23 protein-coding genes are annotated in these 25,265 nt (G+C 73.0%); 2 read left to right on the top strand and 21 right to left on the bottom strand.

The genetic code is table 11. From position 1 onward, the window contains the following. Positions 1–12 precede the first annotated feature (12 nt). The 14 genes from nuoK to ACFCX4_RS06580 form a co-directional block, all read right to left on the bottom strand. Positions 13–312, bottom strand: coding sequence for an NADH-quinone oxidoreductase subunit NuoK (gene nuoK, locus ACFCX4_RS06645; protein WP_030300898.1), 300 nt, complete (start codon positions 310–312; stop codon positions 13–15). Then, positions 309–1,235 (bottom strand): NADH-quinone oxidoreductase subunit J, encoded by a 927-nt coding sequence (locus tag ACFCX4_RS06640; RefSeq protein WP_376139423.1) that lies wholly within the window; start codon positions 1,233–1,235, stop codon positions 309–311. The genes nuoK and ACFCX4_RS06640 overlap by 4 nt, the downstream gene beginning before the upstream one ends. Next, positions 1,232–1,843 carry an NADH-quinone oxidoreductase subunit NuoI gene (nuoI, locus tag ACFCX4_RS06635; RefSeq protein ID WP_376139421.1) on the bottom strand — a complete coding sequence of 204 codons (612 nt, stop codon included), beginning with the start codon at positions 1,841–1,843 and terminating at the stop codon, positions 1,232–1,234. Before nuoI ends, ACFCX4_RS06640 begins: the two co-directional genes overlap by 4 nt. A 6-nt stretch (positions 1,844–1,849) precedes the next feature. Continuing rightward, positions 1,850–3,208 (bottom strand): NADH-quinone oxidoreductase subunit NuoH, encoded by a 1,359-nt coding sequence (nuoH, locus tag ACFCX4_RS06630; protein ID WP_376139419.1) that lies wholly within the window; start codon positions 3,206–3,208, stop codon positions 1,850–1,852. After that, complete coding sequence (locus ACFCX4_RS06625; protein WP_376139418.1) at positions 3,205–5,733, bottom strand: NADH-quinone oxidoreductase subunit G; 2,529 nt, start codon at positions 5,731–5,733, stop codon at positions 3,205–3,207. The genes nuoH and ACFCX4_RS06625 overlap by 4 nt, the downstream gene beginning before the upstream one ends. Then, the gene (gene nuoF, locus ACFCX4_RS06620) at positions 5,730–7,091 is read right to left on the bottom strand and encodes an NADH-quinone oxidoreductase subunit NuoF (protein ID WP_376139416.1); all 1,362 of its coding nucleotides are present in this window, start codon (positions 7,089–7,091) and stop codon (positions 5,730–5,732) included. Before nuoF ends, ACFCX4_RS06625 begins: the two co-directional genes overlap by 4 nt. Continuing rightward, on the bottom strand, positions 7,091–7,870 hold the full coding sequence (nuoE, locus tag ACFCX4_RS06615; RefSeq protein WP_376139435.1) for an NADH-quinone oxidoreductase subunit NuoE: 780 nt from the start codon (positions 7,868–7,870) through the stop codon (positions 7,091–7,093). Before nuoE ends, nuoF begins: the two co-directional genes overlap by 1 nt. Positions 7,871–7,887: 17 nt before the next feature. Continuing rightward, positions 7,888–9,243, bottom strand: coding sequence for an NADH-quinone oxidoreductase subunit D (locus tag ACFCX4_RS06610; RefSeq protein WP_376139415.1), 1,356 nt, complete (start codon positions 9,241–9,243; stop codon positions 7,888–7,890). Next, positions 9,243–9,956, bottom strand: coding sequence for an NADH-quinone oxidoreductase subunit C (locus ACFCX4_RS06605; protein WP_376139414.1), 714 nt, complete (start codon positions 9,954–9,956; stop codon positions 9,243–9,245). The genes ACFCX4_RS06610 and ACFCX4_RS06605 overlap by 1 nt, the downstream gene beginning before the upstream one ends. Beyond that, positions 9,953–10,507 (bottom strand): NuoB/complex I 20 kDa subunit family protein, encoded by a 555-nt coding sequence (locus ACFCX4_RS06600; protein WP_376139412.1) that lies wholly within the window; start codon positions 10,505–10,507, stop codon positions 9,953–9,955. Before ACFCX4_RS06600 ends, ACFCX4_RS06605 begins: the two co-directional genes overlap by 4 nt. A gap of 60 nt (positions 10,508–10,567) precedes the next feature. After that, entirely contained in the window at positions 10,568–10,927 is a 360-nt protein-coding gene (locus ACFCX4_RS06595) for an NADH-quinone oxidoreductase subunit A (RefSeq protein WP_014137597.1), read from the bottom strand. Positions 10,928–11,365: 438 nt separating this feature from the next. After that, positions 11,366–12,025 (bottom strand): response regulator, encoded by a 660-nt coding sequence (locus ACFCX4_RS06590; protein WP_376139410.1) that lies wholly within the window; start codon positions 12,023–12,025, stop codon positions 11,366–11,368. A gap of 256 nt (positions 12,026–12,281) precedes the next feature. Next, positions 12,282–13,346 (bottom strand): sensor histidine kinase, encoded by a 1,065-nt coding sequence (locus tag ACFCX4_RS06585; RefSeq protein ID WP_376139408.1) that lies wholly within the window; start codon positions 13,344–13,346, stop codon positions 12,282–12,284. Between the two features lie 823 nt (positions 13,347–14,169). Further along, entirely contained in the window at positions 14,170–15,096 is a 927-nt protein-coding gene (locus tag ACFCX4_RS06580) for a DMT family transporter (RefSeq protein WP_376139407.1), read from the bottom strand. 233 nt (positions 15,097–15,329) lie between these two features. Between ACFCX4_RS06580 and ACFCX4_RS06575 the strand changes: the two genes are divergently transcribed. Beyond that, positions 15,330–16,007, top strand: coding sequence for a peptidylprolyl isomerase (locus ACFCX4_RS06575; protein ID WP_376139405.1), 678 nt, complete (start codon positions 15,330–15,332; stop codon positions 16,005–16,007). 73 nt (positions 16,008–16,080) lie between these two features. Next, on the top strand, positions 16,081–16,467 hold the full coding sequence (locus ACFCX4_RS06570) for a MazG-like family protein (RefSeq protein ID WP_376139404.1): 387 nt from the start codon (positions 16,081–16,083) through the stop codon (positions 16,465–16,467). 132 nt (positions 16,468–16,599) lie between these two features. On the opposite strand, the gene ACFCX4_RS06565 is transcribed toward ACFCX4_RS06570, so the two are convergent. From ACFCX4_RS06565 to ACFCX4_RS06535, 7 genes are all read right to left on the bottom strand, one after another. Beyond that, positions 16,600–17,904: a geranylgeranyl reductase family protein gene (locus tag ACFCX4_RS06565; RefSeq protein WP_376139403.1), complete on the bottom strand. Its 1,305-nt coding sequence runs from the start codon at positions 17,902–17,904 to the stop codon at positions 16,600–16,602. A 125-nt stretch (positions 17,905–18,029) separates the two neighbouring features. After that, on the bottom strand, positions 18,030–18,722 hold the full coding sequence (locus ACFCX4_RS06560) for a demethylmenaquinone methyltransferase (protein WP_376139401.1): 693 nt from the start codon (positions 18,720–18,722) through the stop codon (positions 18,030–18,032). 271 nt (positions 18,723–18,993) lie between these two features. Further along, a complete protein-coding gene (locus tag ACFCX4_RS06555; protein WP_376139399.1) occupies positions 18,994–19,581 on the bottom strand; it encodes a hypothetical protein in 588 nt (195 codons plus the stop codon). Positions 19,582–19,872: 291 nt separating this feature from the next. After that, positions 19,873–20,652 carry a hypothetical protein gene (locus ACFCX4_RS06550; protein WP_376139398.1) on the bottom strand — a complete coding sequence of 260 codons (780 nt, stop codon included), beginning with the start codon at positions 20,650–20,652 and terminating at the stop codon, positions 19,873–19,875. A gap of 13 nt (positions 20,653–20,665) precedes the next feature. After that, a complete protein-coding gene (gene mqnC / locus ACFCX4_RS06545; RefSeq protein ID WP_376139397.1) occupies positions 20,666–21,889 on the bottom strand; it encodes a cyclic dehypoxanthinyl futalosine synthase in 1,224 nt (407 codons plus the stop codon). Positions 21,890–22,091: 202 nt separating this feature from the next. Further along, positions 22,092–23,882, bottom strand: a complete 1,791-nt coding sequence (locus ACFCX4_RS06540; RefSeq protein WP_376139396.1) for a serine/threonine-protein kinase — start codon at positions 23,880–23,882, stop codon at positions 22,092–22,094. 137 nt (positions 23,883–24,019) lie between these two features. After that, positions 24,020–24,940, bottom strand: coding sequence for a menaquinone biosynthetic enzyme MqnA/MqnD family protein (locus tag ACFCX4_RS06535; protein WP_376139394.1), 921 nt, complete (start codon positions 24,938–24,940; stop codon positions 24,020–24,022). Positions 24,941–25,265: the final 325 nt, after the last annotated feature.

Raw genomic sequence — 25,265 nt, 5'->3', positions numbered from 1 at the left:
GAGGCCCTCCGCCTACAGCTTCATCAGGTTGCTGTCGTCGACCGAAGCGGAGTGCCTGGTCCGGAAGATCGAAACGATGATCGCGAGGCCGACCACGACCTCGGCCGCGGCGACCACCATGGTGAAGAACGCGATGATCTGGCCGTCCAGGTTGCCGTGCATCCGGGAGAAGGTGACCAGTGCCAGGTTGGAGGCGTTGAGCATCAGCTCGACGCACATGAACAGGACGATCGCGTTCCGCCGGATCAGTACGCCGGAGGCACCGATGGTGAACAGCAGGGCGGAGAGATAGAGGTAGTTGACCGGATTCACTCCGCCCCCTCCTCGTCGTGGTCGGGTGCCGGGCGGGCCGCCGGCGGCGTGCGGTTGGCGGCCACCGGCTCCAGCGCCTGGCGCGGACCGGTCACCGGCGGGCGCTCGGACCGCGGGCGGCCCAGCCAGTCGGCGGTGGTGGCCTCCAGCTCGGCCATCCGGGCCAGCATCTCCTGGCTGACGTCGCGGATCTGGCCGCGCTCGCGCAGGGTCTGCATCACCGAGTCCTCGGCGATCGAGCCGTCCGGCAGCAGGCCCGGGATGTCCACCGCGTTGTGCCGGGCGTAGACGCCGGGCGCGGGCAGCGGCGGGACCTGCAGGTTGTCGGCGACCCGCTGGGCGGCCAGCTCGCGCTGGGTCTTCGGGGGCCTCACGTGCTCGCGGTGGGTCAGCACCATGGCCCCGATCGCGGCCGTGATCAGCAGCGCGCCGGTGACCTCGAAGGCCCACACGTACTTGGTGAAGATCAGCCGGGCCAGGCCCTGGACGTTGCCCTCGGCGTTCGCCTCGGCCAGACCGCCGAAGGTGTCCAGCCGGGCGTTGGCGATCCCGGCGACCAGCAGCACGCCGAAGCCGAGGCCGCAGAGCACCGCGGCCACCCGCTGGCCCTTCAGCTGTTCCTTCAGCGAGTCCTCGCTGGTCACGCCGACCAGCATCACCACGAACAGGAAGAGCATCATGATCGCGCCGGTGTAGACGACGATCTGCACCACGCCCAGGAACACCGCGCCCTGGGCCATGTAACAGACCGCCAGGGCGAGCATGGTGGCGGCCAGGCAGAGCGCGCTGTGCACCGCCTTCCTCATCAGCAGCATGCCGAGCGCGCCGCCGACGGCGATCACCGCGAGCACCCAGAACTGGACGGCCTCGCCGGTGGAGGTGGCACCCGTGACGGCGGCGAGGGTGGCGGGGGCGGCGGTCACGAGTGCGCCTCCTTCTCCCGGTCGGTGCGCTCCTGACGGACCGTGTCCGGCGCCGCCGCGGTGATCTCGCCCCGGTAGTACGCGCCCTCGTCGGCGCCCGGGAAGATCGAGTGCGGGGTGTCGACCATGCCCTCGGTGAGGCCGACCAGCAGTTGCTCCTTGGTGAAGATGAGGTCCTGCCGGGAGGAGTCCGCGAGCTCGTACTCGTTGGTCATGGTGAGCGCCCGGGTCGGGCAGGCCTCGATGCACAGGCCGCACAGGATGCAGCGGGCGTAGTTGATCTGGTACACCGCGCCGTACCGCTCACCGGGCGAGTAGCGCTCCTCCTCCCGGTTGTCCGCGCCCTCGACATAGATGGCGTCGGCCGGGCAGGCCCAGGCGCACAGCTCGCAGCCGACGCACTTCTCCAGGCCGTCCGGGTGCCGGTTCAGCTGGTGGCGGCCGTGGAAGCGCGGTGCGGTGGGCTTCTTCTGCTCCGGGTACTGCTCGGTGAGCCGCTTCTTGAACATGGCCTTGAAGGTCACGCCGAAGCCGGCGGCCGGTCCGAGGATGGACGGCTTCTCGGCCCGCTCGGGCCGGTCGGTCCGGGGGTTCTGGTCGGACGACATCTCGGTTCAGCTCCCTTCGGAATGGTCGGCCCCGTTGAGGGCTTCCTGGAGTTGCTTCGGGGCGCGGCTGGGCCGGCGCGGGACCGGCGGGAGCTGCTGGCCGGGCAACGGCGGCACCGGGTACCCGCCGGCCATCGGGTCGAACTCGTCCCGGGGCCCCGCCTCCTCGGTCTCCGGACGGCGCCTCAGGGCGTCCCGCAGCAGACCGATCAGCAGCAGGGCACCGACCGGGGCACCGACGTACAGCACCACCTCGCCGAAGCCGTAGCCCTCGTTGCGCAGTGCCCGGACGCCGGCGACCATCACCAGCCAGACCAGCGAGACCGGGATGAGCACCTTCCAGCCGATCTTCATGAACTGGTCGTAGCGGAACCGGGGCAGGGTGCCGCGCAGCCAGATGAAGAAGAACAGCAGCAGCTGGATCTTCAGGGTGATCCAGAGCAGCGGCCACCAGCCGTGGTTGGCGCCCTCCCAGAAGGTGGAGACCGGCCAGGGGGCCCGCCAGCCGCCCAGGAACAGGGTGGAGGCGACGGCCGAGACGGTGACCATGTTGACGTACTCGGCCAGCATGAACATCGCGAACTTCAGCGAGGAGTACTCGGTGTTGAAGCCGCCGACCAGCTCGCCCTCGGCCTCCGGGAGGTCGAACGGCGCACGGTTGGTCTCGCCGACCATCGCCACGATGTAGACGATGAACGACACCGGCAGCAGCACCGCGAACCAGGTCGGCTGCTGCGAGGAGACGATCTCCGAGGTGGACATCGAGCCGGAGTAGATGAACACCGCCGCGAAGGACAGGCCCATCGCGATCTCGTAGCTGATCATCTGGGCCGAGGAGCGCAGACCGCCGAGCAGCGGGTACGTCGAGCCGGAGGACCAGCCGGCCAGCACGATGCCGTAGATGCCGACCGAGGCGGTGGCCAGGATGTACAGCAGCGCCACCGGGAAGTCGGTCAGCTGCATCGGCGTCCGGGTGCCGAAGATCGAGATCTCGCCGCCGGCCGGGCCGAACGGGATCACCGCGAAGGCCATGAACGCCGGGACGGCGCAGACGATCGGGGCCAGGATGTAGACGACCTTGTCGGCGCCCTTGACCACCAGGTCTTCCTTGAGCGCCAGCTTCACGCCGTCGGCGAGCGACTGCAGCATGCCCCACGGGCCGTGCCGGTTGGGCCCGATGCGCAGCTGCATCCAGGCGACCACCTTGCGCTCCCAGACGATCGCCACGAGCACCGTGCCGACCAGGAAGGCGAAGCAGAAGACCGCCTTGAGCAGGACCAGCCACCAGGGGTCGCGGCCGAAGAGGCCCAGCGTCTCGTAGGCGGCGAGGTCGTACCCGGCGAGCGGGTTCGAGGTGGGGCTCACTTCTCCTCCTCGTCGGGCTCGGCGCCCTGCGCCTCGGTGTGCTGCGCCTCGGTGTTCTGCGCCTCGGTGTTCTGCGCCGGGGCGATGGTGACCAGGTGGCCGGTGGTGGTGCCGAGGGCGCGGTGGGCGCCGCCCGGGGTGGAGTTGAGCGGGATCCAGACCGTGCGGTCCGGCATCTCCCCGCTGATCTCCAGCGGCAGGGTGAGCGACCCGGCCGGGCCGGACAGCCGCAGCGCGGGGGCGCCCGCGGCGCCGATCTCCTCGGCGGTGGTCGGCGAGACCCGGGCGACGGCCGGGTGCCGGGTGCCGGCCAGGTGCTGGTCGCCCTGCTGGAGCGAGCCGTGGTCGAGCAGCAGGCGCCAGCCGGCCAGCACCGCCTGCCCGGTGGCCGGGCGGGGCAGCGGACCGGGGTGCGCGGCCGGGGCCGCCGGACGCTCGCCGTCCCAGGGCGCGAAGCGGTCCAGCTCCAGCCGGGCGGCCTGCACGTCGGGCAGCCCGAGCCGGTGGCCCAGCGCGTCGGCGAGCATGTTGAGCACCCGCAGGTCCGGGTGCAGGTGGCGGCCCATCTGCTGGTCCGGCTTGAGCGCGGCCTCGAACATCCGCACCCGGCCCTCCCAGTCCAGGAAGGTGCCGGCCTTCTCGGCGGCCGCGGCGACCGGCAGCACCACGTCGGCGTGCGCGGTGACGGCGGACGGGCGCAGCTCCAGCGAGACCACGAACGGGACGGCGGCCAGCGCCTCCTCGGCCCGCCGCGGGTCGGCCAGGTCGTCCGGGTCGAGGCCGCCGACCAGCAGCGCCCCGAGTTCACCGCCGAAGGCCGCTTCGAGGATCTCCTCGGTGTCCCGGCCGGGCCCGGCCGGGACACCGGGCAGGTCCCAGAGGGCGGCGGTCTCGGCCCGGGCGGCCGGCGAGCCGACCGGGCGGCCGCCCGGCAGCAGGCCGGGCAGCGCGCCGGCCTCGACCGCGCCGCGCTCGCCGGCCCGCCGGGGGATCCAGGCGAGCCGGGCGCCGGTGGCGTGCGCCAGCCGCAGCACGGCGGTGAGCGCGCCCGGCGCGGCGGCGGCCCGTTCGCCGACCAGGATCACCGCCCCGGGGGTGCGGAGCAGTCCGGCGGCGCGGCCGGCGTCGTCGCTGAGCGGCTCGTCCGCGGCGAGCGCGGCCAGCCACTCGGCCTCGGTGCCGGGGGCCGCCGGCAGCAGCGCGCCGCGCAGCTTGGCCAGGCCCCGGGAGGCGTGCGCGGCGATCGAGAAGACCGTCAGGCCGAGGTTGCGGTTGGCCTTGCGCAGCCGCAGGAAGACGATCGGCGACTCCTCCTCCGGCTCCAGGCCCACGAGCAGCGCCACCGGCGCGGCCTCCAGGTCCTGGTAGGTCACGCCCTCGCCGGTGATGTCGACGCCCTGTCCGGCGACCGTGGCGGCCAGGAACTCCGCCTCCTCCGCGCTGTGCGGGCGGGCCCGGAAGTCCACGTCGTTGGTGCCGAGCACCACCCGGGCGAACTTGGCGTAGGCGTAGGCGTCCTCGACGGTGACCCGGCCGCCGGTGAGCACCCCGGTGCGGGCCTCGCGCAGCCCCTCGGCGGCCCGGGCCAGCGCCTCCGGCCAGGAGGCGGCGACGAGTTCGCCGTCCCGCCGGACCAGCGGGGTGGTGATCCGGTCGCGCTGCTGGGCGTAGCGGAAGGCGAACCTGCCCTTGTCGCAGTTCCACTCCTCGTTGACCGCCGGGTCCTCGCCGGCCAGCCGGCGCAGCACCTTGCCGCGCCGGTGGTCGGTGCGCTGGGCGCAGCCGGAGGAGCAGTGCTCGCAGACGCTCGGCGAGGAGACCAGGTCGAACGGGCGGGATCGGAAGCGGTAGGCCGCCGAGGTGAGCGCGCCGACCGGGCAGATCTGGATGGTGTTGCCGGAGAAGTACGACTCGAAGTCGTCGCCCTCCCCGGTGCCGACCTGCTGGAGGGCGCCGCGCTCGACGAGGTCGATGAACGGGTCACCGGCGATCTGCTGGGAGAACCGGGTGCAGCGGGCGCAGAGTACGCAGCGCTCGCGGTCCAGCAGCACCTGGGTGCTGATCGGGACCGGCTTCTCGTAGGTGCGCTTCATCCCCTCGAAGCGGGAGTCGGTGTCCCCGGTGGACATCGCCTGGTTCTGCAGCGGGCACTCGCCGCCCTTGTCGCAGACCGGGCAGTCCAGCGGGTGGTTGATCAGCAGCAGTTCCATCACGCCGCGCTGGGCCTTCTCGGCGACCGGCGAGCTGACCTGGGTGCGGACCACCATGCCCTCGGCGACCGGGATGGTGCAGGAGGCGACCGGCTTGCGCTGGCCCTCGATCTCGACGATGCACTGCCGGCAGGCACCGGCCGGATCGAGCAGCGGGTGGTCGCAGAAGCGCGGGACCTGGGTGCCGATCTGCTCGGCGGCCCGGATCACCAGCGTCCCCTTGGGGACCTGGACTTCGACCCCGTCGATGGTGAGCGTGACCAGCTCGACCGCGGTCTCGCCGCCCTTGGAGGTGGATGGCTCAGTGATCGTCACGCGTGCACCTCCCTTTCGGTGGCGGACTGGTGGCCGGGGCGGGGGCCGTCGGCCCAGACGGTGGAGGCGGCCGGGTCGAACGGGCAGCGACGCTCGACGAGGTGCTGCTCGTACTCGGCCCGGAAGTGCTGGAGCGAGGAGACGATCGGGCTGGCGGCGCCGTCGCCCAGGGCGCAGAAGGACTTGCCGTTGATGTTGTCGGCGATGTCGAGGAGCTTTTCGAGGTCGCCCTCGACGCCCTCGCCGGCCTCGATCCGCTTGAGCAGCTGGACCAGCCAGTAGGTGCCCTCGCGGCAGGGGGTGCACTTGCCGCAGGACTCGTGGGCGTAGAACTCCGTCCACCGGGTGACCGCGCGGACCACGCAGGTCGTCTCGTCGAAGATCTGCAGCGCCTTGGTGCCGAGCATCGAGCCGGCCGCGCCGACGCCCTCGTAGTCGAGCGGGACGTCGAGGTGCGCGTCGGTGAACATCGGCGTGGAGGAGCCGCCCGGGGTCCAGAACTTGATCCGGTGGCCGGTCCGGACACCGCCGCTGATGTCGAGCAGCTGGCGCAGCGTGATGCCGAGCGGGGCCTCGTACTGGCCGGGGTTGGTGACGTGGCCGGAGAGCGAGTAGAGCGTGAAGCCGGGGGACTTCTCGGTGCCCAGGCCCTTGAACCACTCCTTGCCCCTGGCCAGGATCGGCGGCACCGAGGCGATCGACTCGACGTTGTTGACCACGGTCGGGCAGGCGTAGAGACCGGCGATGGCCGGGAACGGCGGACGCAGCCTCGGCTGGCCGCGGCGGCCCTCCAGCGAGTCGAGCAGGGCCGTCTCCTCGCCGCAGATGTACGCGCCGGCGCCGGCGTGGACGGTGATGTCCAGACCGAGGCCGGGGCCGAGGGCGTCGGGGCCCAGCAGTCCGGCGTCGTAGGCCTCGGCGACGGCGGCCTGAAGCCGGCGCAGCACCGGGACGACCTCGCCGCGCAGGTAGACGAAGGCGTGGTCGCAGCGGATCGCGTAGGACGCGATGATCATGCCCTCGATCAGCGAGTGCGGGTTGGCGAACAGCAGCGGGATGTCCTTGCAGGTGCCCGGCTCGGACTCGTCCGCGTTCACCACCAGGTAGTGCGGCTTGCCGTCGTTCTGCGGGATGAACTGCCACTTCATCCCGGTGGGGAAGCCCGCGCCGCCGCGGCCGCGCAGGCCGGCCTCCTTGACGAGCGCGATCACGTCGTCCGGGGGCATGGCGAGGGCGGCCTTGAGGCCCTCGTACCCGGCGTGGCGGCGGTAGGTGGCAAGGCTCCAGGGGCGGCTGTCGTCCCAGGAGGCGGACAGGACTGGGGTGAGCAGCTTCTCGGCCGGCTCGGCGGAGGTCATCACGCTTCGGTCCCTTCCCGGCCGGTGCCGTCGGAGCGGGTGCCCTCGCGGGTGGTCGCTTCGCGGGCGGTGGCGTCGCGGCGGGGCGAGACGACGCGGGTGCCGCCGGTGCCGGGCAGGGCCTCGCCGCGGGCCAGCCGCAGACCGGCCAACGAGGGCGCGCCGCCCGCACCGGACTCGTCGACGGCGCCGGGGCGCTCGTCGGGGAAGCCGGCCAGGATCCGGGCGGTCTCCTTGAACGAGCAGAGCCGGGCGCCGCGGGTGGGAACGGCCTCGCGGCCCGCGCGCAGGTCGTCGACCAGCGCCTTGGCACTCTGCGGCGTCTGGTTGTCGAAGAACTCCCAGTTGACCATCACCACGGGGGCGTAGTCGCAGGCCGCGTTGCACTCGATGTGCTCGATCGAGATCCGGCCGTCCTCGGTGGTCTCGTTGTTGACGATCCCGAGGTGCTCCTGGAGCTCGGCGAAGATCTGGTCGCCGCCGAGCACCGCGCACAGGGTGTTGGTGCAGACCCCGACGTGGTAGTCGCCGGCGGGCCGGCGCCGGTACATGGTGTAGAAGGTCGCCACCGCGGTGACCTCGGCCGTGGTCAGGTCCAGCTGCTCGGCGCAGAACCGGATGCCGGTCGGGCTCACGAAGCCCTCCTCGGCCTGCACCAGGTGCAGCAGCGGCAGCAGCGCCGAACGGGCCACCGGGTAGCGGCCGATCAGCTCCGCTGCGTCGGCGGCCAGCCTGGTGTGCACCTCCTCGGGGTACGGCCCGGCCGGCAGCGCCGGCATCCCCAGTTGGACGTCTGTCACCGGTCCACGCCTCCCATCACCGGGTCGATCCCGGCCACCGCGACGATGACGTCGGCCACCTGGCCGCCCTCGCACATCGCCGCCATCGTCTGCAGATTGGTGAACGACGGGTCCCGGAAGTGGACCCGGTACGGGCGGGTGCCGCCGTCGCTGACCACGTGCACGCCCAGCTCGCCCTTGGGCGACTCGACCGCCGCGTAGGCCTGGCCGACCGGGACCCGGAAGCCCTCGGTGACCAGCTTGAAGTGGTGGATCAGGGCCTCCATCGAGGTGCCCATGATCTTCCGGATGTGGTCGAGCGAGTTGCCCATGCCGTCCGGCCCGACCGCGAGCTGGGCCGGCCAGGCGATCTTCTTGTCGGCCACCATGACCGGGCCGGGGCGCAGCCGGTCCAGGCACTGCTCGACGATCCGCAGCGACTGCTTCATCTCCTCCAGCCGGATCAGGAACCGGCCGTAGGAGTCGGCGCTGTCGGCGATCGCGACCTCGAAGTCGTAGTTCTCGTAGCCGCAGTACGGGTCCGTCTTGCGCAGGTCGTGCGGCAGACCGGTGGCGCGCAGGATCGGGCCGGTGGCGCCGAGGGCCAGGCAGCCGGGCAGGTCGAGGAAGCCGACGTCGACCAGGCGGGCCTTGAACACCGGGTTGCCGGTGGCGAGTTTGTCGTACTCGTGCATCCGGGACCGGATGGTCTTCACGGCCTCGCGGATCTGGTCGACCGCACCGGGCGGGAGGTCCTGGGCGAGGCCGCCGGGCCGGACGTACGCGTGGTTCATCCGCAGGCCGGTGACCAGCTCGAAGACGTCCAGGATCAGCTCGCGGTCGCGGAATCCGTAGATCATCAGCGTGGTGGAGCCGATCTCCATGCCACCGGTGGCCAGGCAGACCAGGTGGGAGGTGATCCGGTTGAGCTCCATCATCAGCACCCGGATCACGCTCGCCCGCTCGGGGACGTCGTCGGTGATGCCGAGCAGCTTCTCGACCGCCAGGCAGTAGGCGGTCTCGTTGAACAGCGGGGTCAGGTAGTCCATGCGGGTCACGAAGGTGGTGCCCTGGACCCAGCTGCGGAACTCCATGTTCTTCTCGATGCCGGTGTGGAGGTAGCCGATGCCGCAGCGGGCCTCCGTCACCGTCTCGCCGTCGATCTCCAGGATCAGCCGCAACACACCGTGGGTGGACGGGTGCTGGGGGCCCATGTTGACGATGATGCGCTCGTCGTCGGCCCGGCCGACCGCCTCGACCACCTCGCCCCAGTCGCCGCCGGTGACCGTGAAGACCCGGCCCTCGGTGGTCTCCCGGGCGCCCGCCTCGGCGGTGCCGTCCTGGTGCGTCTCCTCGTAGTGCTGGGTGCTCATCAGCTGTACGACCTCCGCTGGTCGGGCGCCGGGATCTGGGCGCCCTTGTACTCGACGGGGATGCCGCCGAGCGGGTAGTCCTTGCGCTGCGGGTGGCCCAGCCAGTCGTCCGGCATCATGATCCGGGTGAGGGCCGGGTGCCCCTCGAAGACCAGGCCGAAGAAGTCGTAGGCCTCGCGCTCGTGCCAGTCGTTGGTCGGGTAGACACTGACCACGGAGGGGATCCGCGGGTCGGCGTCCGGCGCGGTGACCTCCAGCCGGATCAGCCGGCCGTGGGTGATCGAGCGCAGGTGGTAGACCGCGTGCAGCTCGCGCCCCTGGTCGCCCGGGTAGTGCACGCCGCTCACGCCGAGGCAGAGCTCGAAGCGGAGCGCCGGGTCGTCGCGCAGGGTGCGGGCGGTGCGCAGCAGGTGCTCGCGGGCGACGTGGAAGGTGAGTTCGGCGCGGTCGACGACGGTCTTCTCGATCACCTCGGCCGGGTCGAGGCCCTGTTCCTCCAGGGCGCCCTCCAGCTCGTCGGCGACCTCGTCGAACCAGCCGCCGTAGGGGCGTTCGCTCGCCGTCGGCAGGGCGATCGGGGCGACCAGCCCGCCGAAGCCGGAGGTGTCGCCGCTGCCCTTGGCGCCGAACATGCCCTGCCGGCGGCCGACCACCTCGACGGGGATCTCGCGGCGCGGCTGCTCGCGGCGGGTCTCGGGTACCTGGTCGTTCATCGCAGCAGCCCCCGCATCTCGCTGACCGGGGTGGCCTGCAGTGCGAGCGCCTCGCCCAGCTCCTCGGCGCGGCGCCTGTTCGCGCCGAGCGGCTCGTGCTGGATCTTGTCGTGCAGCTTCAGGATCGCGTCCATCAGCATCTCCGGGCGGGGCGGGCAGCCGGGCAGGTAGATGTCCACCGGGACGATGTGGTCGACGCCCTGCACGATCGCGTAGTTGTTGAACATGCCGCCCGAGGAGGCGCAGACGCCCATCGAGATGACCCACTTGGGGTTGGCCATCTGGTCGTAGACCTGGCGCAGCACCGGGGCCATCTTCTGGCTCACCCGGCCCGCCACGATCATCAGATCGGCCTGCCGGGGAGATCCCCGGAACACCTCCATGCCGAACCGGGCCAGGTCGTAGCGGCCCGCGCCGGTGGTCATCATCTCGATCGCGCAGCAGGCCAGCCCGAAGGTGGCCGGGAAGAGCGACGCCTTGCGCACCCAGCCCGCGGCCGTCTCCACGGTCGTGAGCAGAAAGCCGCTCGGCAGCTTCTCCTCGATTCCCATCAGATCCCTCTCAATGCCCTCAAGTCCGTTGGCTTGTCCGCACGTTCACAAAGTCAGCGGTCAGTCCCACTCCAGACCGCCGCGGCGCCAGACGTAGGCATAGGCGACGAAGACGGTGGCGATGAACAGGAGCATCTCGACCAGTCCGAAGATCCCCAGGGCGTCGAAGCTCACGGCCCACGGATAGAGGAAGACGATCTCGATGTCGAAGACGATGAAGAGCATCGCCGTCAGGTAGTACTTGATCGGGAACCGACCGCCGCCCACGGGCTGCGGGGTCGGCTCGATGCCGCACTCGTACGCCTCCAACTTGGCCCTGTTGTAGCGCTTGGGGCCGGTCAGTGAGGCCATCACGACGGAGCCGACCGCGAACGCCGCCGCGATGGCACCGAGTACGAGGATCGGCGCGTAGGCATTCATAGCCCCCGCTCCCTCCGTCCAGTCGTCCTTGACTGCAGATCGGAACCGACGGGTCACTCTGTGGTGAACCCGGCGTTCCAGTTCCCGTGATCGACCCCATGTGAGGCAGTTCACAAAGCCTGGAACGAGCGCATCCTATGCCCGTCGGCTTGTGATCTGCGACACGCAGTTCAGGACGATCTTTGTGATCTCCGCCACCTTGTGAATGGTGGCGAAGGTGAACATGACGAGAGTTGTCAACGCAAAGAAGTCAAATGGTCACAAGCAGTCGCAATTATCTGCGAAGCGGCTGGTCAGAGCCGTACTCCTATATCAACTATGCATCGCGGGAGGCAAATTTCTGGACGTCATGTTGACGTGTTAAAGGGGCTCACCCGCAGGGGTGGCAGCCCTGCGAACGCCTGCTTGACCCTTCGTTCACAAGCGCGCAACCGGAGCTCAGGCGCCGCTCTCCCAGGACCACGCGGCGATGCCGACCCGGTTGCGGGTGCCGAGCTTGCGCTGGATCGCGGCGAGGTGGTTCTTCACCGTCCCGGCGCTGATGAACAGCTCTGCCGCGATCTCCGCATTGGTCGCGCCCACCGCGACCAGTCCCGCGATCTCCCGCTCCCGTGCGGTGAGTTCCTCGACCGGGCCGACCTTCGGGCACTCCGCTCCCCTGCCACCGGCCGACCGCTTCGGGGGACCGGCCGACAGTCTGCGGAGCAGCCGGACGGTGATCTGCGGGCTGATCAGTGCGTCCCCCGCAACGGCGGAGCGCACCGCCTCCGCCAGCAGCGCCGGCCCCGAGCGCTTGAGCAGGAACCCCGCCGCCCCGGCGCGGAGCGCCTCGTGCACATACTCGTCCAGGTCGAAGGTGGTCACCACGACCACCCTGAACTCCCCGCCCAGCCGCCGGGTCAGCTCCAGCCCGTCCAGCCGGGGCATCCGGATGTCCGCGAGGATCACGTCCGGCCGCAGCCGTTCGGCCAGGGCGATCGCCGCCAGGCCGTCCGCCGCCTCGTTCACCACCTCGATGTCCGGCTGGGCGTCGAGGATGATCCGGTACGCGCTGCGGATCGCCTCGTCGTCGTCGGCGAGGAGCACCCTGATCGTCATCGGCCCGCGTCTCCTTCCGGTCGCCGGAACGGCCCCCGTGCCGTGCCTGCCATGTCTGCTCCTCCTGTTGTCGTCACCGCGCCGGGCGGCGCTGCGGGCTCCGGCCGCGGCGCCCGCCCCGGTGGCGCCGGTCGGGCCGGACGGTTCGGCCCGCCTGGTCGTGCCGGTCGGGGTTTTCGTGCCGGTCGGTTGGTCGTGCCGGTCGCCCCCCGCCGCGGCCGTTCCCGGCGGAGAGGCCGCCCCTCCGCCCGGACGGTCACCAGGCCGTGAGCGGCAGAGTGACCGCCACCTGCCAGCCACCTCCCTCCCGACCGGCGGCGAGCGTCCCGCCCAGGGCCTCCACCCGGGCGGCCAGGCCCGCGAGGCCGCTGCCGCCCCGGCGCGGCCCGGACGGCTGCGGAACCGCACCGCCGTCGTCCCGGACCCGCACGGTCAGCCGCCGTCCCTCACGGCGCACCCGGACCTCGACCGTGCGAGCGGCGGGCGCGTGCCGGCGCACGTTGGTGAGCGCCTCGACCACGACCCGGTAGACGGTGGCCGCCACCTCCCGGGGCACCGCCGGCTCCTCGGCCGGGGCGTCCAACCGCACCTCCACGCCACCCGCTTCGGCGAACCGCACGGTGAGGTCGGCCAGCTCGGCCAGGCCGGGCTGCGGACCGCGCTCCGGACCGTCCGTGTCCTCGCTGCGCAGCAGGTGGACAGTCCGGTCGAGCGAGGCCAGGGCCTGCAGCCCGGCCCGCTCTATCCGCTCGAACAGGGCGGCAGCACGTACCGGGTCCGAGGCCGCCAGCACCGTTCCCGCCTGCGCCTGGGCAACCATCCCGCTGACGTCGTGGGCGACGAAGTCGTGCAGGTCGTGGGCGAGTTCGAGTCGCTGGGAGCGTCGGGCCGCCGCCACCGAACGGAGCCGGGCCTCGTCCAGCCCGCGCAGGTAGAGCCCGACGAGGACGGCCGGGAGCGCGAGGGCCGAGCCGAACCCGAAGAGGGTAAGTCCGTCCTCCGGGCCGAGGACCTCCTGGAACCGGGACGGCCAGAGCGCGACCGCGCCGCCGACCGTCCACACCGCCACCGCCCCTCGCCGGCCTCCCTCGACGCGCAGCGCGACCACCACCAGGGCGAGCAGGGAGGCGAGTTCGAGCATCCCGACGAGGCCCGTCCAGCGCTCGGCCTCGGCCCACCGGCCGGCCGCCCAGACGCCCACCGTGGCGCCGGCCGACACCGCACCGGCCGCACCCGTCACCACCGCCGCCCCCAGCCGGGACCGCAGCAACCACCCGCAGAGGACCGCCACCGGGGCTGCCAACGCCAGCATCTGACTCATCGTCGCCTCCTTTCTCCGGGAAGCCTACGGATCGCCGGATCGCTCCGCCTGTGCCGATCGGCACATTTCCGTACCCGTTCCGAGCAGCGAAGACAGCCCGATCGGCACTGACGGCGGGCCTCGTCCAGGGGTCACTCTTGATCCCGTCGGACCGGCCACCGTGGCCGGCCGGAGGGGAGTCCGTCACCATGTCCACCACCACCGTCGGCGCGACCACCGCCAGCCCGACCACCGCCGCCACCGCCACCGCCCCGCCCGGCTCCGCGGGCACCGACACCGCGGGCACCGACACCGCGGCGACGCGGAGGCGCGCCGTCCCGCCGTCCGGCATCCCGCGCCGGGCCTGGACGACCGCCCGCGCCACCGTCCGGGCCGCGATCGCCTCCGGAGGACTCCGGCGGCTCGTCCTCGGCCTCACCCTCGGCCTCGGCGTCCCGGCCGGCTTCGGCGGGGCCGGCCGCGGTGGTCGAGCCCGGCACCACGGCCCGGGGCACCGTCCACCCGGTCGCGCCGAGCCGGCCAGCCGAGCCGTCGGCCCTCACCGCCGCAGGGCCGGTCCGCCACCGGAGCCGGGTGCCCGCCGCTGGATCCCGTTCGTCGGCGGCCGGACCGGGGAACCGGGCGCCGCGAACACCCCGCAGCACCCGCCGGGGCGATCAGGATCCTCTGCTGCCTGCTCCGGCGGCCCGGGGTCCGCCGGTCGCCACGCCCACCCGCGCCTGCCCCGGCCCCATCCCGGGCAGCCGCCGACGACCACCGCCCCCGCGCCCGACCCGGTCACGACCTGCACCGGACCCTCCACCCACTCCACCCGTCACGCCCGTCACACCGGAACGGACTCCCGCTCCGCCGTCATCGCCTCCCGGCCGGGTGCCGCGGCGGTCCGCCGGCCCCATTCGGTGGCGATCAGGACGAGGGCACCGCCGAGCAGGGCGAGCGGGCCGAGGCGGTTGCCCGCCAGGGTGATGCCGAACACCGCCGCCCAGAGCGGTTCGGTGCCCAGCAGCAGGCTGACCCGGGAGGGTGAGGTGGTGCGGACGGCCCACATCTGCACGAAGAAGGCGAACAGCGTGCAGAGCAGCGCCAGGTGCAGCAGCCAGCCCCACTGGACCGGCCCGTAGGAGGCCGCGACCGTCCAGGGCAGCGGACCGACGAACGGTGCGACGACGGCGAACACCACCGTCGCGGACGCCAGCTGGACCCAGGTGAGGGCGAGCGTGTCGGCGCCCCGGATGGACCTGGTCCGGGCGGTGGCCAGCACGTTGACCGTTCGCACCACCGCGGCCCCCAGCACCAGCAGGTCCCCCGGGGCCGGGGCCCGCAGTCCACCGTCCCCGGTGAGCAGCGCGATGCCCACCACCGCCAGGCCGGCCGCCGCGAGGAAGGAGCGCGGGAGCCGCGTCCGGGTGAGCGCACTCTCCGCGAGCGGGGTGAACACGATCGTGAGGCTGATGATCAGGCCCGCGTTGGTCGCCGAGGTGTGCACCGCGCCGAACGTCTCCAGGAGGAAGATCGCACCGAGCACCAGCCCGAGCCCCGCCCCGCCCAGCCACTCGGCTCGCCGCAGCCGGCGCAGCGACCGCCAGGCGAACAGTCCGAGGACGGGCAGCACCAGGCCGAACCGCAGCACCAGCATCGCCACCACCGTCTCCGGTTCGGCCACCCGCTGCACCGCCAGGAAGCTGGAGCCCCACACCACCGCCACCAACAGCACCGGCAGATCACGCGACAGGGAGGAGGAAGTGCGCACGGGCAGGGCCTCTCGAAGCGTCCGGGCGGCGGAGGCGCTCGGAGCGGACGGAACCGGCACACGAGAGTCGCGCACGTCGTCGGACGGATCCCGGAGCAGAGCAGGGCCCGTCATCCTCGCGCACCGCACCGCCTCCGATCAACGGTTTCCCACCCCCTACCGGATCTCCGCCCCGCCGTGGATGATGTCGCCATGCCAACTCAGCCGTCCCCCACCCACCGGAAGGCACTCAAGTGAGGCGCAAGCACTGGGCGTTGATCGCCGCCGCCACCGTCATCCCGCTCGTCGCGAGCACCGGCACCGCCGTCGCGGACACCCCGTCGACCGCGGCCGGCTCCGGAGCTGCCGGTGTCACCTGCACCTACACGCCGGCCGTCCCGGCCGACAACTTCAAGGGCATCCCGGTCTTCGACGCCCGGAAGGCCGCCAAGCCGTACAAGGCGACCCTGAAGACCACCCAGGGAGCGATCACCTTCCAGGCGCTCACCGACAAGGCGCCCTGCACCACCTTCTCGTTCCGGTTCCTCGCCGAGCGCGACTACTTCGACCGCAGCCACTGCCACCGGCTCACCACCCAGCGGCTCTTCGTCCTGCAGTGCGGCGACCCGACCGGCACCGGCAGCGGCGGCCCGGGCTACTCCTTCCCGGACGAGAACCTGACGGGTGCGACCTACCCGGCCGGCACGGTCGCCATGGCGAACGCGGGCCCCAACACCAACGGCAGCCAGTTCTTCTTCGTCTGGAAGGACACCAAGCTCTCCCCGGCCTACACGCCCTTCGGCCGGGTCACGGCGGGCCTGGACGTCCTGCAGAAGATCGCCGCCGGAGGCGAGGACGACCAGAACAGCCCCGGCGACGGCTACCCGACCCTGCCGGTGAACATCCGCAACGTGAAGATCTCGGCCCGCTGAGCCGACCGTGAGCCCTGACGGCGGGCTCCCGTACGGTGGACACGCCATCGACACCGTACGGGAGCAGCGCCGCATGGACAGCAGGATCTGGGAGAGCGTCGACCACATGGTCGCCTGGCTGGACGCGGAGAGCCCGCTTCCCCCGCGGGAGGAGCGGCTCGCCCGCATCCTCAAGCTCTCCGAGGAGGTCGGCGAGGTCAGTGCTGCCGTGATCGGCGTCACCGGCCAGAACCCCCGCAAGGGGGTCACCCACAGCTGGGAGGACGTCCAGCACGAACTGTGCGACGTCGTCTTCACCGCTCTGGTCGCCCTGCGCACGCTCACCCCGGACGCCGCCCGGGTGTTCGCCGACCGCCTCGCCTACGTCGAGCGGCGCTCCGCGGCCGGCCGGGCAGCGGCGTCCCCGGACACGCCGGTCGACCCCGCCGCCCCCGTCAGCCCTGCCACCCCCGCCGACTGAACGGCGGGGCCGCCGTGCGGCGGCGGCGTCGCCCGGCGCACCGCCCGGCGGACGGCCCGGCGGACGGCCGGGCCCCTCTCCCGGCGGGCAGACCCCGGACGCCGGCCGTCCGCCCGTAGCAAGGCCGGAGAGTCAGGCGTTCGGCGCGGCCTTCGCCAGGCCGTTGATGATGCGGTCCATGGCGTCGCCGCCCTGCGGGTCGGTGAGGTTGGCGAGCAGCTTGAGGACGAACTTCATCAGGATCGGGTGGGTCAGCCCGCGCTGGGTGGCGAGCTGCATGACCTTCGGGTTCCCGATGATCTTCACGAACGCCCGGCCGAGCGTGTAGTAGCCGCCGTAGACGTCCTTGAGGATCCGCGGGTAGGCCTGGAGCGCGCGCTCCCGGCCGCCGTCGGTGACCCGGGCGAGGGCCTGGACGATCACTCCGGCGGCGATCTGGCCGGATTCCATCGCGTAGGCGATGCCCTCGCCGTTGAACGGGTTGACCATGCCGCCCGCGTCGCCGACCAGCAGAAGACCGCGGGTGTAGTGCGGCTGCCGGTTGAAGGCCATCGGCAGGGCCGCACCCCGGATCGGCTCGGTCATGTTCTCCGGCGTGCAACCCCACTCCTCCGGCATGCTGGCGCACCAGGCCTTGAGCACCTCGCGCCAGTCCAGCTCACCGAAGGCGGGCGAGGAGTTGAGGATGCCCAGGCCGACGTTGGAGGTGCCGTCGCCCATGCCGAAGACCCAGCCGTAGCCGGGCAGCAGCTTGCGCTCCCCGCCGCGGGTGTCCCAGAGCTCCAGCCAGGACTCCAGGTAGTCGTCGTCGTGGCGCGGGGAGGTGAAGTAGGTGCGGTAGGCGACGCCCATCGGGCGGTCCTCCCGGCGGTGCAGGCCCATGGCGAGCGAGAGCCGGGTGGAGTTGCCGTCGGCCGCCACCACCAGCGGGGCGCGGAAGGTCACCTGCCGCTTCTCGTCGCCGAGCTTGGCGGTGACCCCGACGATCCGGCCGGTCCGCTCGTCCAGCACCGGGCCGCTGACGTTGCAGCGCTCGTAGAGCCGGGCCCCGGCCTTCTCGGCCTGACGGGCCAGCAGCTCGTCGAAGTCGGCCCGCTTGCGGACCAGCCCGTAGTCCGGGAAGGCCGCCAGTTCGGGCCAGTCCAGCTCCAGCCGGACCCCGCCCCCGATGATCCGCAGACCCTTGTTGTGCAGCCAGCCGTTCTCGGTCGACACGTCGATGCCCATGTCCACCAGCTGCTTGGTGGCCCGCGGGGTGAGGCCGTCGCCGCAGACCTTCTCCCGCGGGAAGCCGGTCTTCTCCAGCAGCAGCACGTCCAGGCCGGCCTGCGCGAGGTAGTACGCGGTGGTGGACCCGGCCGGGCCCGCGCCGACCACGATGACGTCCGCGGTGCTCTCCACAACGCCTGCGCTCAGGTCAACGGCGGTCTCGGACACGGTGGGCACACTCCTACTGGGGGTCGGCCGGCCGGTGGGGGCCGGCGCGGCTGGGCTTGGACGAGTCTACGAGCTGCGGACGTCGCAGCGGCCGGTCCCGGCGGCGGGACCGGCCGGTCGGCGGGTCAGACCTTGTAGGCCCGGTGCAGGGCGACGATCCCGCCGGTCAGGTTGCGCCAGGCCACCTTGGACCAGCCGGCCTCCTGCAGCCGGGCCGACAGCGCCGGCTGGTCCGGCCACTCGCGGATCGACTCGGCGAGGTAGACGTAAGCGTCGGGGTTGCTGCTGACCGCGGTGGCGACCGGCGGCAGCGCGCGCATCAGGTACTCGGTGTAGACCGTCCGGAACGGCGTCCAGGTCGGCGTGGAGAACTCGCAGATGACCAGCTTGCCGCCGGGCTTGGTGACGCGGAGCATCTCGCGCATCGCGGCGTCGGTGTCGTGGACGTTGCGCAGCGCGAAGGAGATCGTCACCGAGTCGAAGGTGTCGTCGGCGAACGGCAGCCGGGTGGCGTCGCCGGCGGTCAGCGGCAGCTCGGGGTGGCGGCGCTTGCCCTCGGCGAGCATGCCCACCGAGAAGTCGCACGGCACGACCTGCGCCCCGGCTTCCACGAAGGGCAGCGAGGAGGTGCCGGTCCCGGCCCCGAGGTCGAGCACGACGTCCCCCGGGCCGGCGGCCACCGCCTCGGCCACCGCGCGGCGCCAGGCGCGGGCCTGGCCGAGCGAGAGAACGTCGTTGGTGCGGTCGTACTTGGCCGCCACGTCGTCGAACATGGCGGCGACTTCGTGCGGCTGCTTGTCCAGGGAGGCTCGGGTCACGTCCCCATTGTTCACCCTGGCTCCGGCGATCCGGGCAAGGGGGCGCCTTCCGGGCGCCCCGGGAACACCCCGGGGCGTGCCCGCGACAGCCGCCGGGCGAACACGGGGCGCGCAGACGCCCCCCGCACGCCCCCACAGTGCGGCGCACGCAGCCCCACCCGGAAGTGCGCCGCATCACCCGCACGGGGCAACCTCGTCACACCGGAGGCCTCGCGCCGAACAGCGCCCCACCGCCCCGCCGCCCCGCCGCCCCACCGGACGGCCCGCCGGCTCAGTGCAGACCGCGCCGTCCGCCCGCGCGGCGTCGGCGCCGCGAACGCTTGCCCTGCGTTATCGCGGGCATCCCGTCGGCCAGCGCCCCGGTCGCCAGGGCGACCGTGGTGGCGAACCGGTTCTGCCCGCTCCGGACGGCGAGCGCGCGCCGGTACCGCCGGATCCGCAGCATGCAGACGACGAACATCAGCACGGCCACCGGCACGCTGAACCGGGCCAGCCCGACGCCCACCGGCTGCGGGTAGGTGTCACCGCAGATCCGCACCGCGCCGGGGTCGTCCGCCGCGTGCTCCAGGCAGACGGCGTCCCCGACCTTGCTGCCGTCGGCCAGCGGCAGCGCGGTGGCGGTGTGGTGCTGACCGCCCGCCTGGTAGCTGACGGTGCTGTAGGAGCCGCCGCCGGTCGGCGTCTGGGTCACCACGCCGTCGACGCGCACCGGGTGCGCCCCGATCCGGTCGGCCTGCTCGGCCTGACGCCACCCCAGCAGACACATCCCGACGGCCAGCACGGCGCTGAGCACGGCGGTGACGTACCAGCCACGGCCCAACCGCGGGGATCGCTGCGGGGGGACGGTCGCGGATCGCATGGTTCCTGTCCTGGCTTGCGTTCGGGGCCTGGGACGGGGCCCCGCCGCCCGCGGGCACGGGCGGTGTGTGGTGAGGGTGTACGGAGTGAGCTGAGCCGGATGCTATCCGCTGGCGGGCCCTCAGGTCACGACGAAGGGGGAATCAGGCCAGGGGATCGAAGCCGCAGTTCGGCGGGCACACGAAGCAAGTCCCGGGCGTCGCGGGGGAGTACGGCGGCCCGACCGGGTCGGACGGCCACCGACGGGTGGCGTGCGGCCGGAACGCCTTCCGGCACACCCTCGGGGCGGCGTTCAGCGCCGTCGGAACACCAGCCGGCCGGCCAGCACCGTCGCCCGGCACGCACCGACCCGCACCGGACCCGCCGGCGCCGGAGCCACGTCCACCGCACCGCGCACCGGAACACCCGCCGGAACACCCGCCGGAGCACCCGCCGGAGCACCCGCCGGAGCACCCGCCGGAGCGTCACCCCGGGGAGCGAACACCGCGAAGTCCGCCCGGCCCCCGGCCGTCACCCGCCCGTGCAGGGCCTCGGTGAGCGGCAGCACCGCCAACGGGTCCAGCGGTCCCACCGGCCCGGCCCCGGCGGCCCCGGCAGTCCCCCCACCTCCCCCACCGCCCCCGCCACCCGTCGCGCCCGCCGGCAGCACGGCGAGCCCGGACCGGGCCACCGCCGTCCGCACCGAGGCGCGCTCGAACGGCCCGGCCACCGCCGTCACCCCGAAGCCCAGCATCCGCTGCAGCCCGCGCCGGGCGCTCGCCCCGCACCGGGCCTCGTCCGGCTCCCCCGCCAGCCCGTCCGGCACCGGCTCGTCCCCGGCCCCTTCACGCGGGTCCGGGTGGTAGGCGCGCTCCAGCAGCCAGTACCCGCAGGGGTTGCGCAGCCCCGGCAGGATCAGCGCGTCGCCCCAGTCCCGGACCCGGGCCGCCGGGTGGGCGGCCGTCAGCTCCGCGTACGGGCCGACGGCCTCGACCAGCTCGCCGCGCACCAGCACCGCCCCGTCGGCGTGGGACGGGGCGGTGGGGTCGGCCGGGTCGGGCAGCACGAGGGTGGCCCGGTGCAGGGTCAGCACGGCTGGCGGTGCCTCAGTCGTTGTCGAGGATCTTCAGCTCGGGGTGCGCGGTGCCGCCCTCGATCGCGGTGGAGGCGATGTGCGAGGCGACCCGCGGGTCGACCGGGTCGTTGGCCGGGTCGTCCAGCACCCGCAGGTGCTCGTACGTGGTCGAGCGCTGCGCGGGGACGCGGCCGGCGGCCCGGATCAGGTGGATCAGCTCGGTGAGGTTCGAACGGTGCTTGGCGCCGGCCGCCGAGACCACGTTCTCCTCCAGCATCACCGAGCCGAGGTCGTCCGCGCCGTAGTGCAGCGACAGCTGGCCGGCCTCCTTGCCGGTGGTCAGCCAGGAGCCCTGGATGTGGGCGACGTTGTCGAGGAAGAGCCGGGCGATCGAGATCATCCGCAGGTACTCGAAGACGGTCGCCTGGGTCGAGCCCTTCAGGTGGTTGTTCTGCGGCTGGTAGGTGTACGGGATGAAGGCGCGGAAGCCGCCGGAGCGGTCCTGCACATCGCGGATCATCCGCAGGTGCTCGATCCGCTCGGCGTTGGTCTCGCCGGTGCCCATCAGCATCGTGGAGGTGGACTCCACGCCCAGGCCGTGGGCGGTCTCCATGATCTCCAGCCAGCGCTCGCCCGACTCCTTGAGCGGCGCGATCGCCTTGCGCGGGCGCTCCGGCAGCAGTTCGGCGCCGGCGCCGGCGAAGGAGTCCAGACCCGCCTTGTGGATCCGGGTGATCGCCTCCTCGACCGGGACGCCCGAGATCCGCGCCATGTGGTCGACCTCGGAGGCGCCCAGCGAGTGGATCACCAGCTGCGGGAACTCCGCCTTGATCGCCGAGAAGGCGCGCTCGTAGTACTCGACGCCGTAGTCCGGGTGGTGGCCGCCCTGGAACATGATCTGGGTGCCGCCCAGCTCGACGGTCTCGGCGCAGCGGCGCAGGATCTCGTCGAGGTCGCGGGACCAGCCCTTGGTGCTCTTGGGCGGCACGTAGAAGGCGCAGAACTTGCACGCCGTCACGCAGACGTTGGTGTAGTTGATGTTGCGCTCGATGATGTACGTCGCGATGTGCTCGGTACCCGCGTAGCGGCGGCGGCGCACCGCGTCGGCCGCCGAGCCGAGCGCGTGCAGCGGGGCCGAGCGGTAGAGCTCCAGCGCCTCCTCCGGGCTGATCCGGCCACCGCCGGCCGCCCGGTCGAGCACGGCCTGCAGGTCGGTGCTGGGCGCATCGAGGGTGGTCGCTGCGAGCTCGGACACCTGACGGCCTTCTCTCTGTCGGGTACATCGGGTACATCTGCGTCGGGTTCATCGGGCGCACCGGGTGCGTCGGCCGCTCCGGGAGCGCCGGGCGCCTCCGGTGCCGCGACGTCCACGACGTGCCGCGATGGGCTGCGACCGCCGTGCGGGGGCACCGGGTCGCATCCGGTTCAGCCTACGCCAGCCCTTTCGGGCGCCCGCGTCAGCCCGCCGGGCGCAGCGTCCCGGACGGGTTGCCGGCGCTGGGGTCGGCCGAGGTGAAGCGAATCGTGCCGTCCTTCTGCAGGGTGAGCGTCTCGGCGTAGGAGCCGCCGGTGCACGCCCCGGGCAGTGAGGAACGGACCAGCCGCGAGGTGAGGACCAGCTTCTCCGGTTCGGCCGAGCCGAGCGTCCAGGCGCCCTCGCAGGTGATCGACAGCAGTCCGGTCAGCTCGTTGCGGCTGGTGACGGCGTCCTGCCCGATCCCCGCGCGGCCGATGACCAGGGTGGTGGTGCCGGCGGGTACGCCCTTCTGCGTGGTCATCTCCCCGCGCCAGGTGCCGACGAACCGTTCCGGCACGGCGTTCGGTCCCGTGGCCGTGGCCGTGGCCGTGGCCGCGGAAGTCGCCGTGGGCGTGGCCGCCGGGGTCCCGGACGACGGCGCCCTCACCGGAGCCGAGGGCGCCGTCGTGGCCGGAGCCGGAGCGGACGCCGGAGCCGACGACGGGGCGGACGGCAGCGGCAACGCCTGTGACGGATCCCCGGTCGCGGCGGTCGTGGGCTCCGGCTCCGGCCCGCCGTTCCCCCGGACCCGGTAGGCCCCGTACCCGCCTGCCGCGAGCACCAGCAGCACGGCCGCCACCACCACCGCCACCACGCCCCGGCGACGCCCACCACCCGCTCCCCGCGCGGCCCCCGCCGTCGCTTCCCCCGGCCCGCCGACGGCTCCGGCCCCGGTGCCCGCGTCCGGCACCAGGGTCGGCGTCCGGTCCCCTCCCCCCGAACCGGCCGAACCCGCCAGACCCGCCAGACCCGCCGCAACGACCGCACCACCCGGGCCACCCGGGCCACCCCCGTCCCCGCCTCCGCCACCCCCGGAGACCGCCTCCGCCTCCAGATCCAGCAGCTGCACCGCACTCCGCCCGACCGCCGCCGCCAGCACCGGAGGCAGCCAGTCCCCCCGCCCCGGCCGCCCGACCGCCGAGCCGTCCGGGTCCAGCCGCTCCCTCAGCCGGCGCGGCGTGGGCCGCGCCGCCGGGTCCTTCGCCAGGCAGTCGAGGACGATCGAACGCAGCGGCCCCTCGGGCAGCCCGGTCAGGTCCGGCTCCTCGTGCACCACCCGGTACAGCAGGACGGCCGCGCTCACGCCCTCCCCGAACGGGTGCACCCCGGTCGCCGCGTACGCGAGGACCGCGCCCAGCGAGAAGACGTCGCCGGGCGGCCCGGCCGGCCGGCCGTTGGCCTGCTCCGGCGACATGAAGCCGGGCGACCCCACCACGAAGCCCGACCGGGTGAGCCCGGTGGCCGCGTCGAGGGCACGGGCGATGCCGAAGTCGATCAGCCGCGGGCCGTCCAGGGTGAGCAGCACGTTGGACGGCTTGACGTCGCGGTGCACCAGGCCCAGCCCGTGCACGTGCTCCAGCGCCTCCGCGAGGCCCGCGCCGAGCGTGTGCAGGGCGGGCCCGGGCAGCGGCCCGTACTCCCGGACGGCACCGCCGAGCGCGGGCCCCGCGACGTAGCCGGTGGCCACCCACGGGCGCTCGCCCTCGGTGTCGGCGTCCAGGACGGGTGCGGTCCAGGCGCCGCCGACCAGCCGGGCTGCGGCGACCTCCTGCCGGAACCGGGCCCGGAACTCGGCGTCCTCGGCGAGTTCCGCGCGCACCACCTTGACCGCGACCGTGCGCCCGCCCGCCGTCCGGCCGAGGTAGACCCGGCCCATGCCGCCCGCGCCGAGCCGCCGCAGCAGCCGGTACGCCCCCACCCGGCGAGGGTCGTCCGTTCCCAGTGCCTGCATCCCCCGCACGCTCCCGTCACCCGTCACGGTGCCCCGCCGCCGGGGCCGTCTCGCGTGCAGACGCTATCGGGCGGCGGGGCACCGTGACGGGTCGCCACCGGACGGAACCGCTCGGGCGACCTGCTCAGGCGGCCGGCTCAGGCGACGGGCTCAGGGGCGGGCTCCAGCAGCCGGACCGCCACGTCGGGGGCGAACCCGCTGTCGTGGCCGACCCGCCGGGCGAACTCGGCGATCCCGGCCAACTGCCGCTCGCCGAGCGAGAAGTCCAGCGCCTCGCTGAAGTAGCGCTCCAGCACGCCCGCGTCGAAGGCCTCCCAGCGGGCGGCGTGCGCGGCCACCTCCCCGGCCTCGACCAGTGAGAGGTCCCGGGACTCCAGGAAGGCCCGGTGGACGGCGGCGGTGAGCTCGGGCCGGCGCTCCGCGAAGTCTCGGCGGGCGGCCCAGACGGCGAAGACGAACGGCAGCCCGGTCCACTCCTTCCACATCGCCCCGAGGTCGTGCACGGTGAGGCCCTGCGCCGCCGCCTGTCCGAGACAGGCGCGCAGCGCCGGGTCGCCGATCAGCACGGCCGCGTCGGCGTCGGCGAGCATCGCGTCCAGGTCCGGCGGGCAGCTGAAGTACTCCGGCCGCACCCCCTCGCGCTCCTCCAGCAGCAGCCGGGCGAGCCGCACCGAGGTCCGGCTGGTGGAGCCGAGGGCGACCCGCCGGCCGTCCAGCTCGGCCAGCGGCAGCTTGCTGACGATCACGCAGGACATCACCGGGCCGTCGCTGCCGACCGCGATGTCCGGGAGGACCAGCAGGTCGTCCGCGTGCCGCAGGTACTCCACACAGGTGATGGGACCGATGTCCAGCGCACCGCCGACCAACTGGTCGCTCAGCTTCTCCGGGGTGTCCTTGGTGAGGTCCAGATCGAGCAGGTTGCCGGTCCTGGCCAGCCCCCAGTAGAGGGGTACGCAGTTGAGGAACTGAATATGCCCGACCCTGGGCCGGACCGGGGTGTTCTCCCGGACCGGGGTGTTCTCCCGGGGCTCCCGCGTTTCCGCATCCGGTACTGCCACTGCGCCGCTCCCTTGCTGTTCGTGCGCCTCCCCCGCAGGGTATGCCCGTCGTCCGGGAAGCCCCGCACCGCCCTTCCGCGACGCGTCGCGGCGCCCCCGCGCTACGCCTCGCCGCGCCCCTCCGCGAGCGCCACAACGGCCTTACGACACGCGCTGTCCGGCCCGCAAGTCACCCCTGGTCGTCACAGCAGCCGCATGCTAGCGTTGCCCTCAGTTGCAGTTTGATTCCCCTTGCAGTACTTGAAGCCTGCGGAGCATGTAACCGCAGGCTTTTCGTAGTTTTTCAGCAATATCGAAAAACTCCGGACCCGTCCGGAGGCAGGGC

The sequence above is a fragment of the Kitasatospora sp. NPDC056327 genome (genome assembly GCF_042261735.1).
GTDB lineage: Bacteria > Actinomycetota > Actinomycetes > Streptomycetales > Streptomycetaceae > Kitasatospora.
This window is presented reverse-complemented; position numbering and strand designations above follow the sequence as displayed.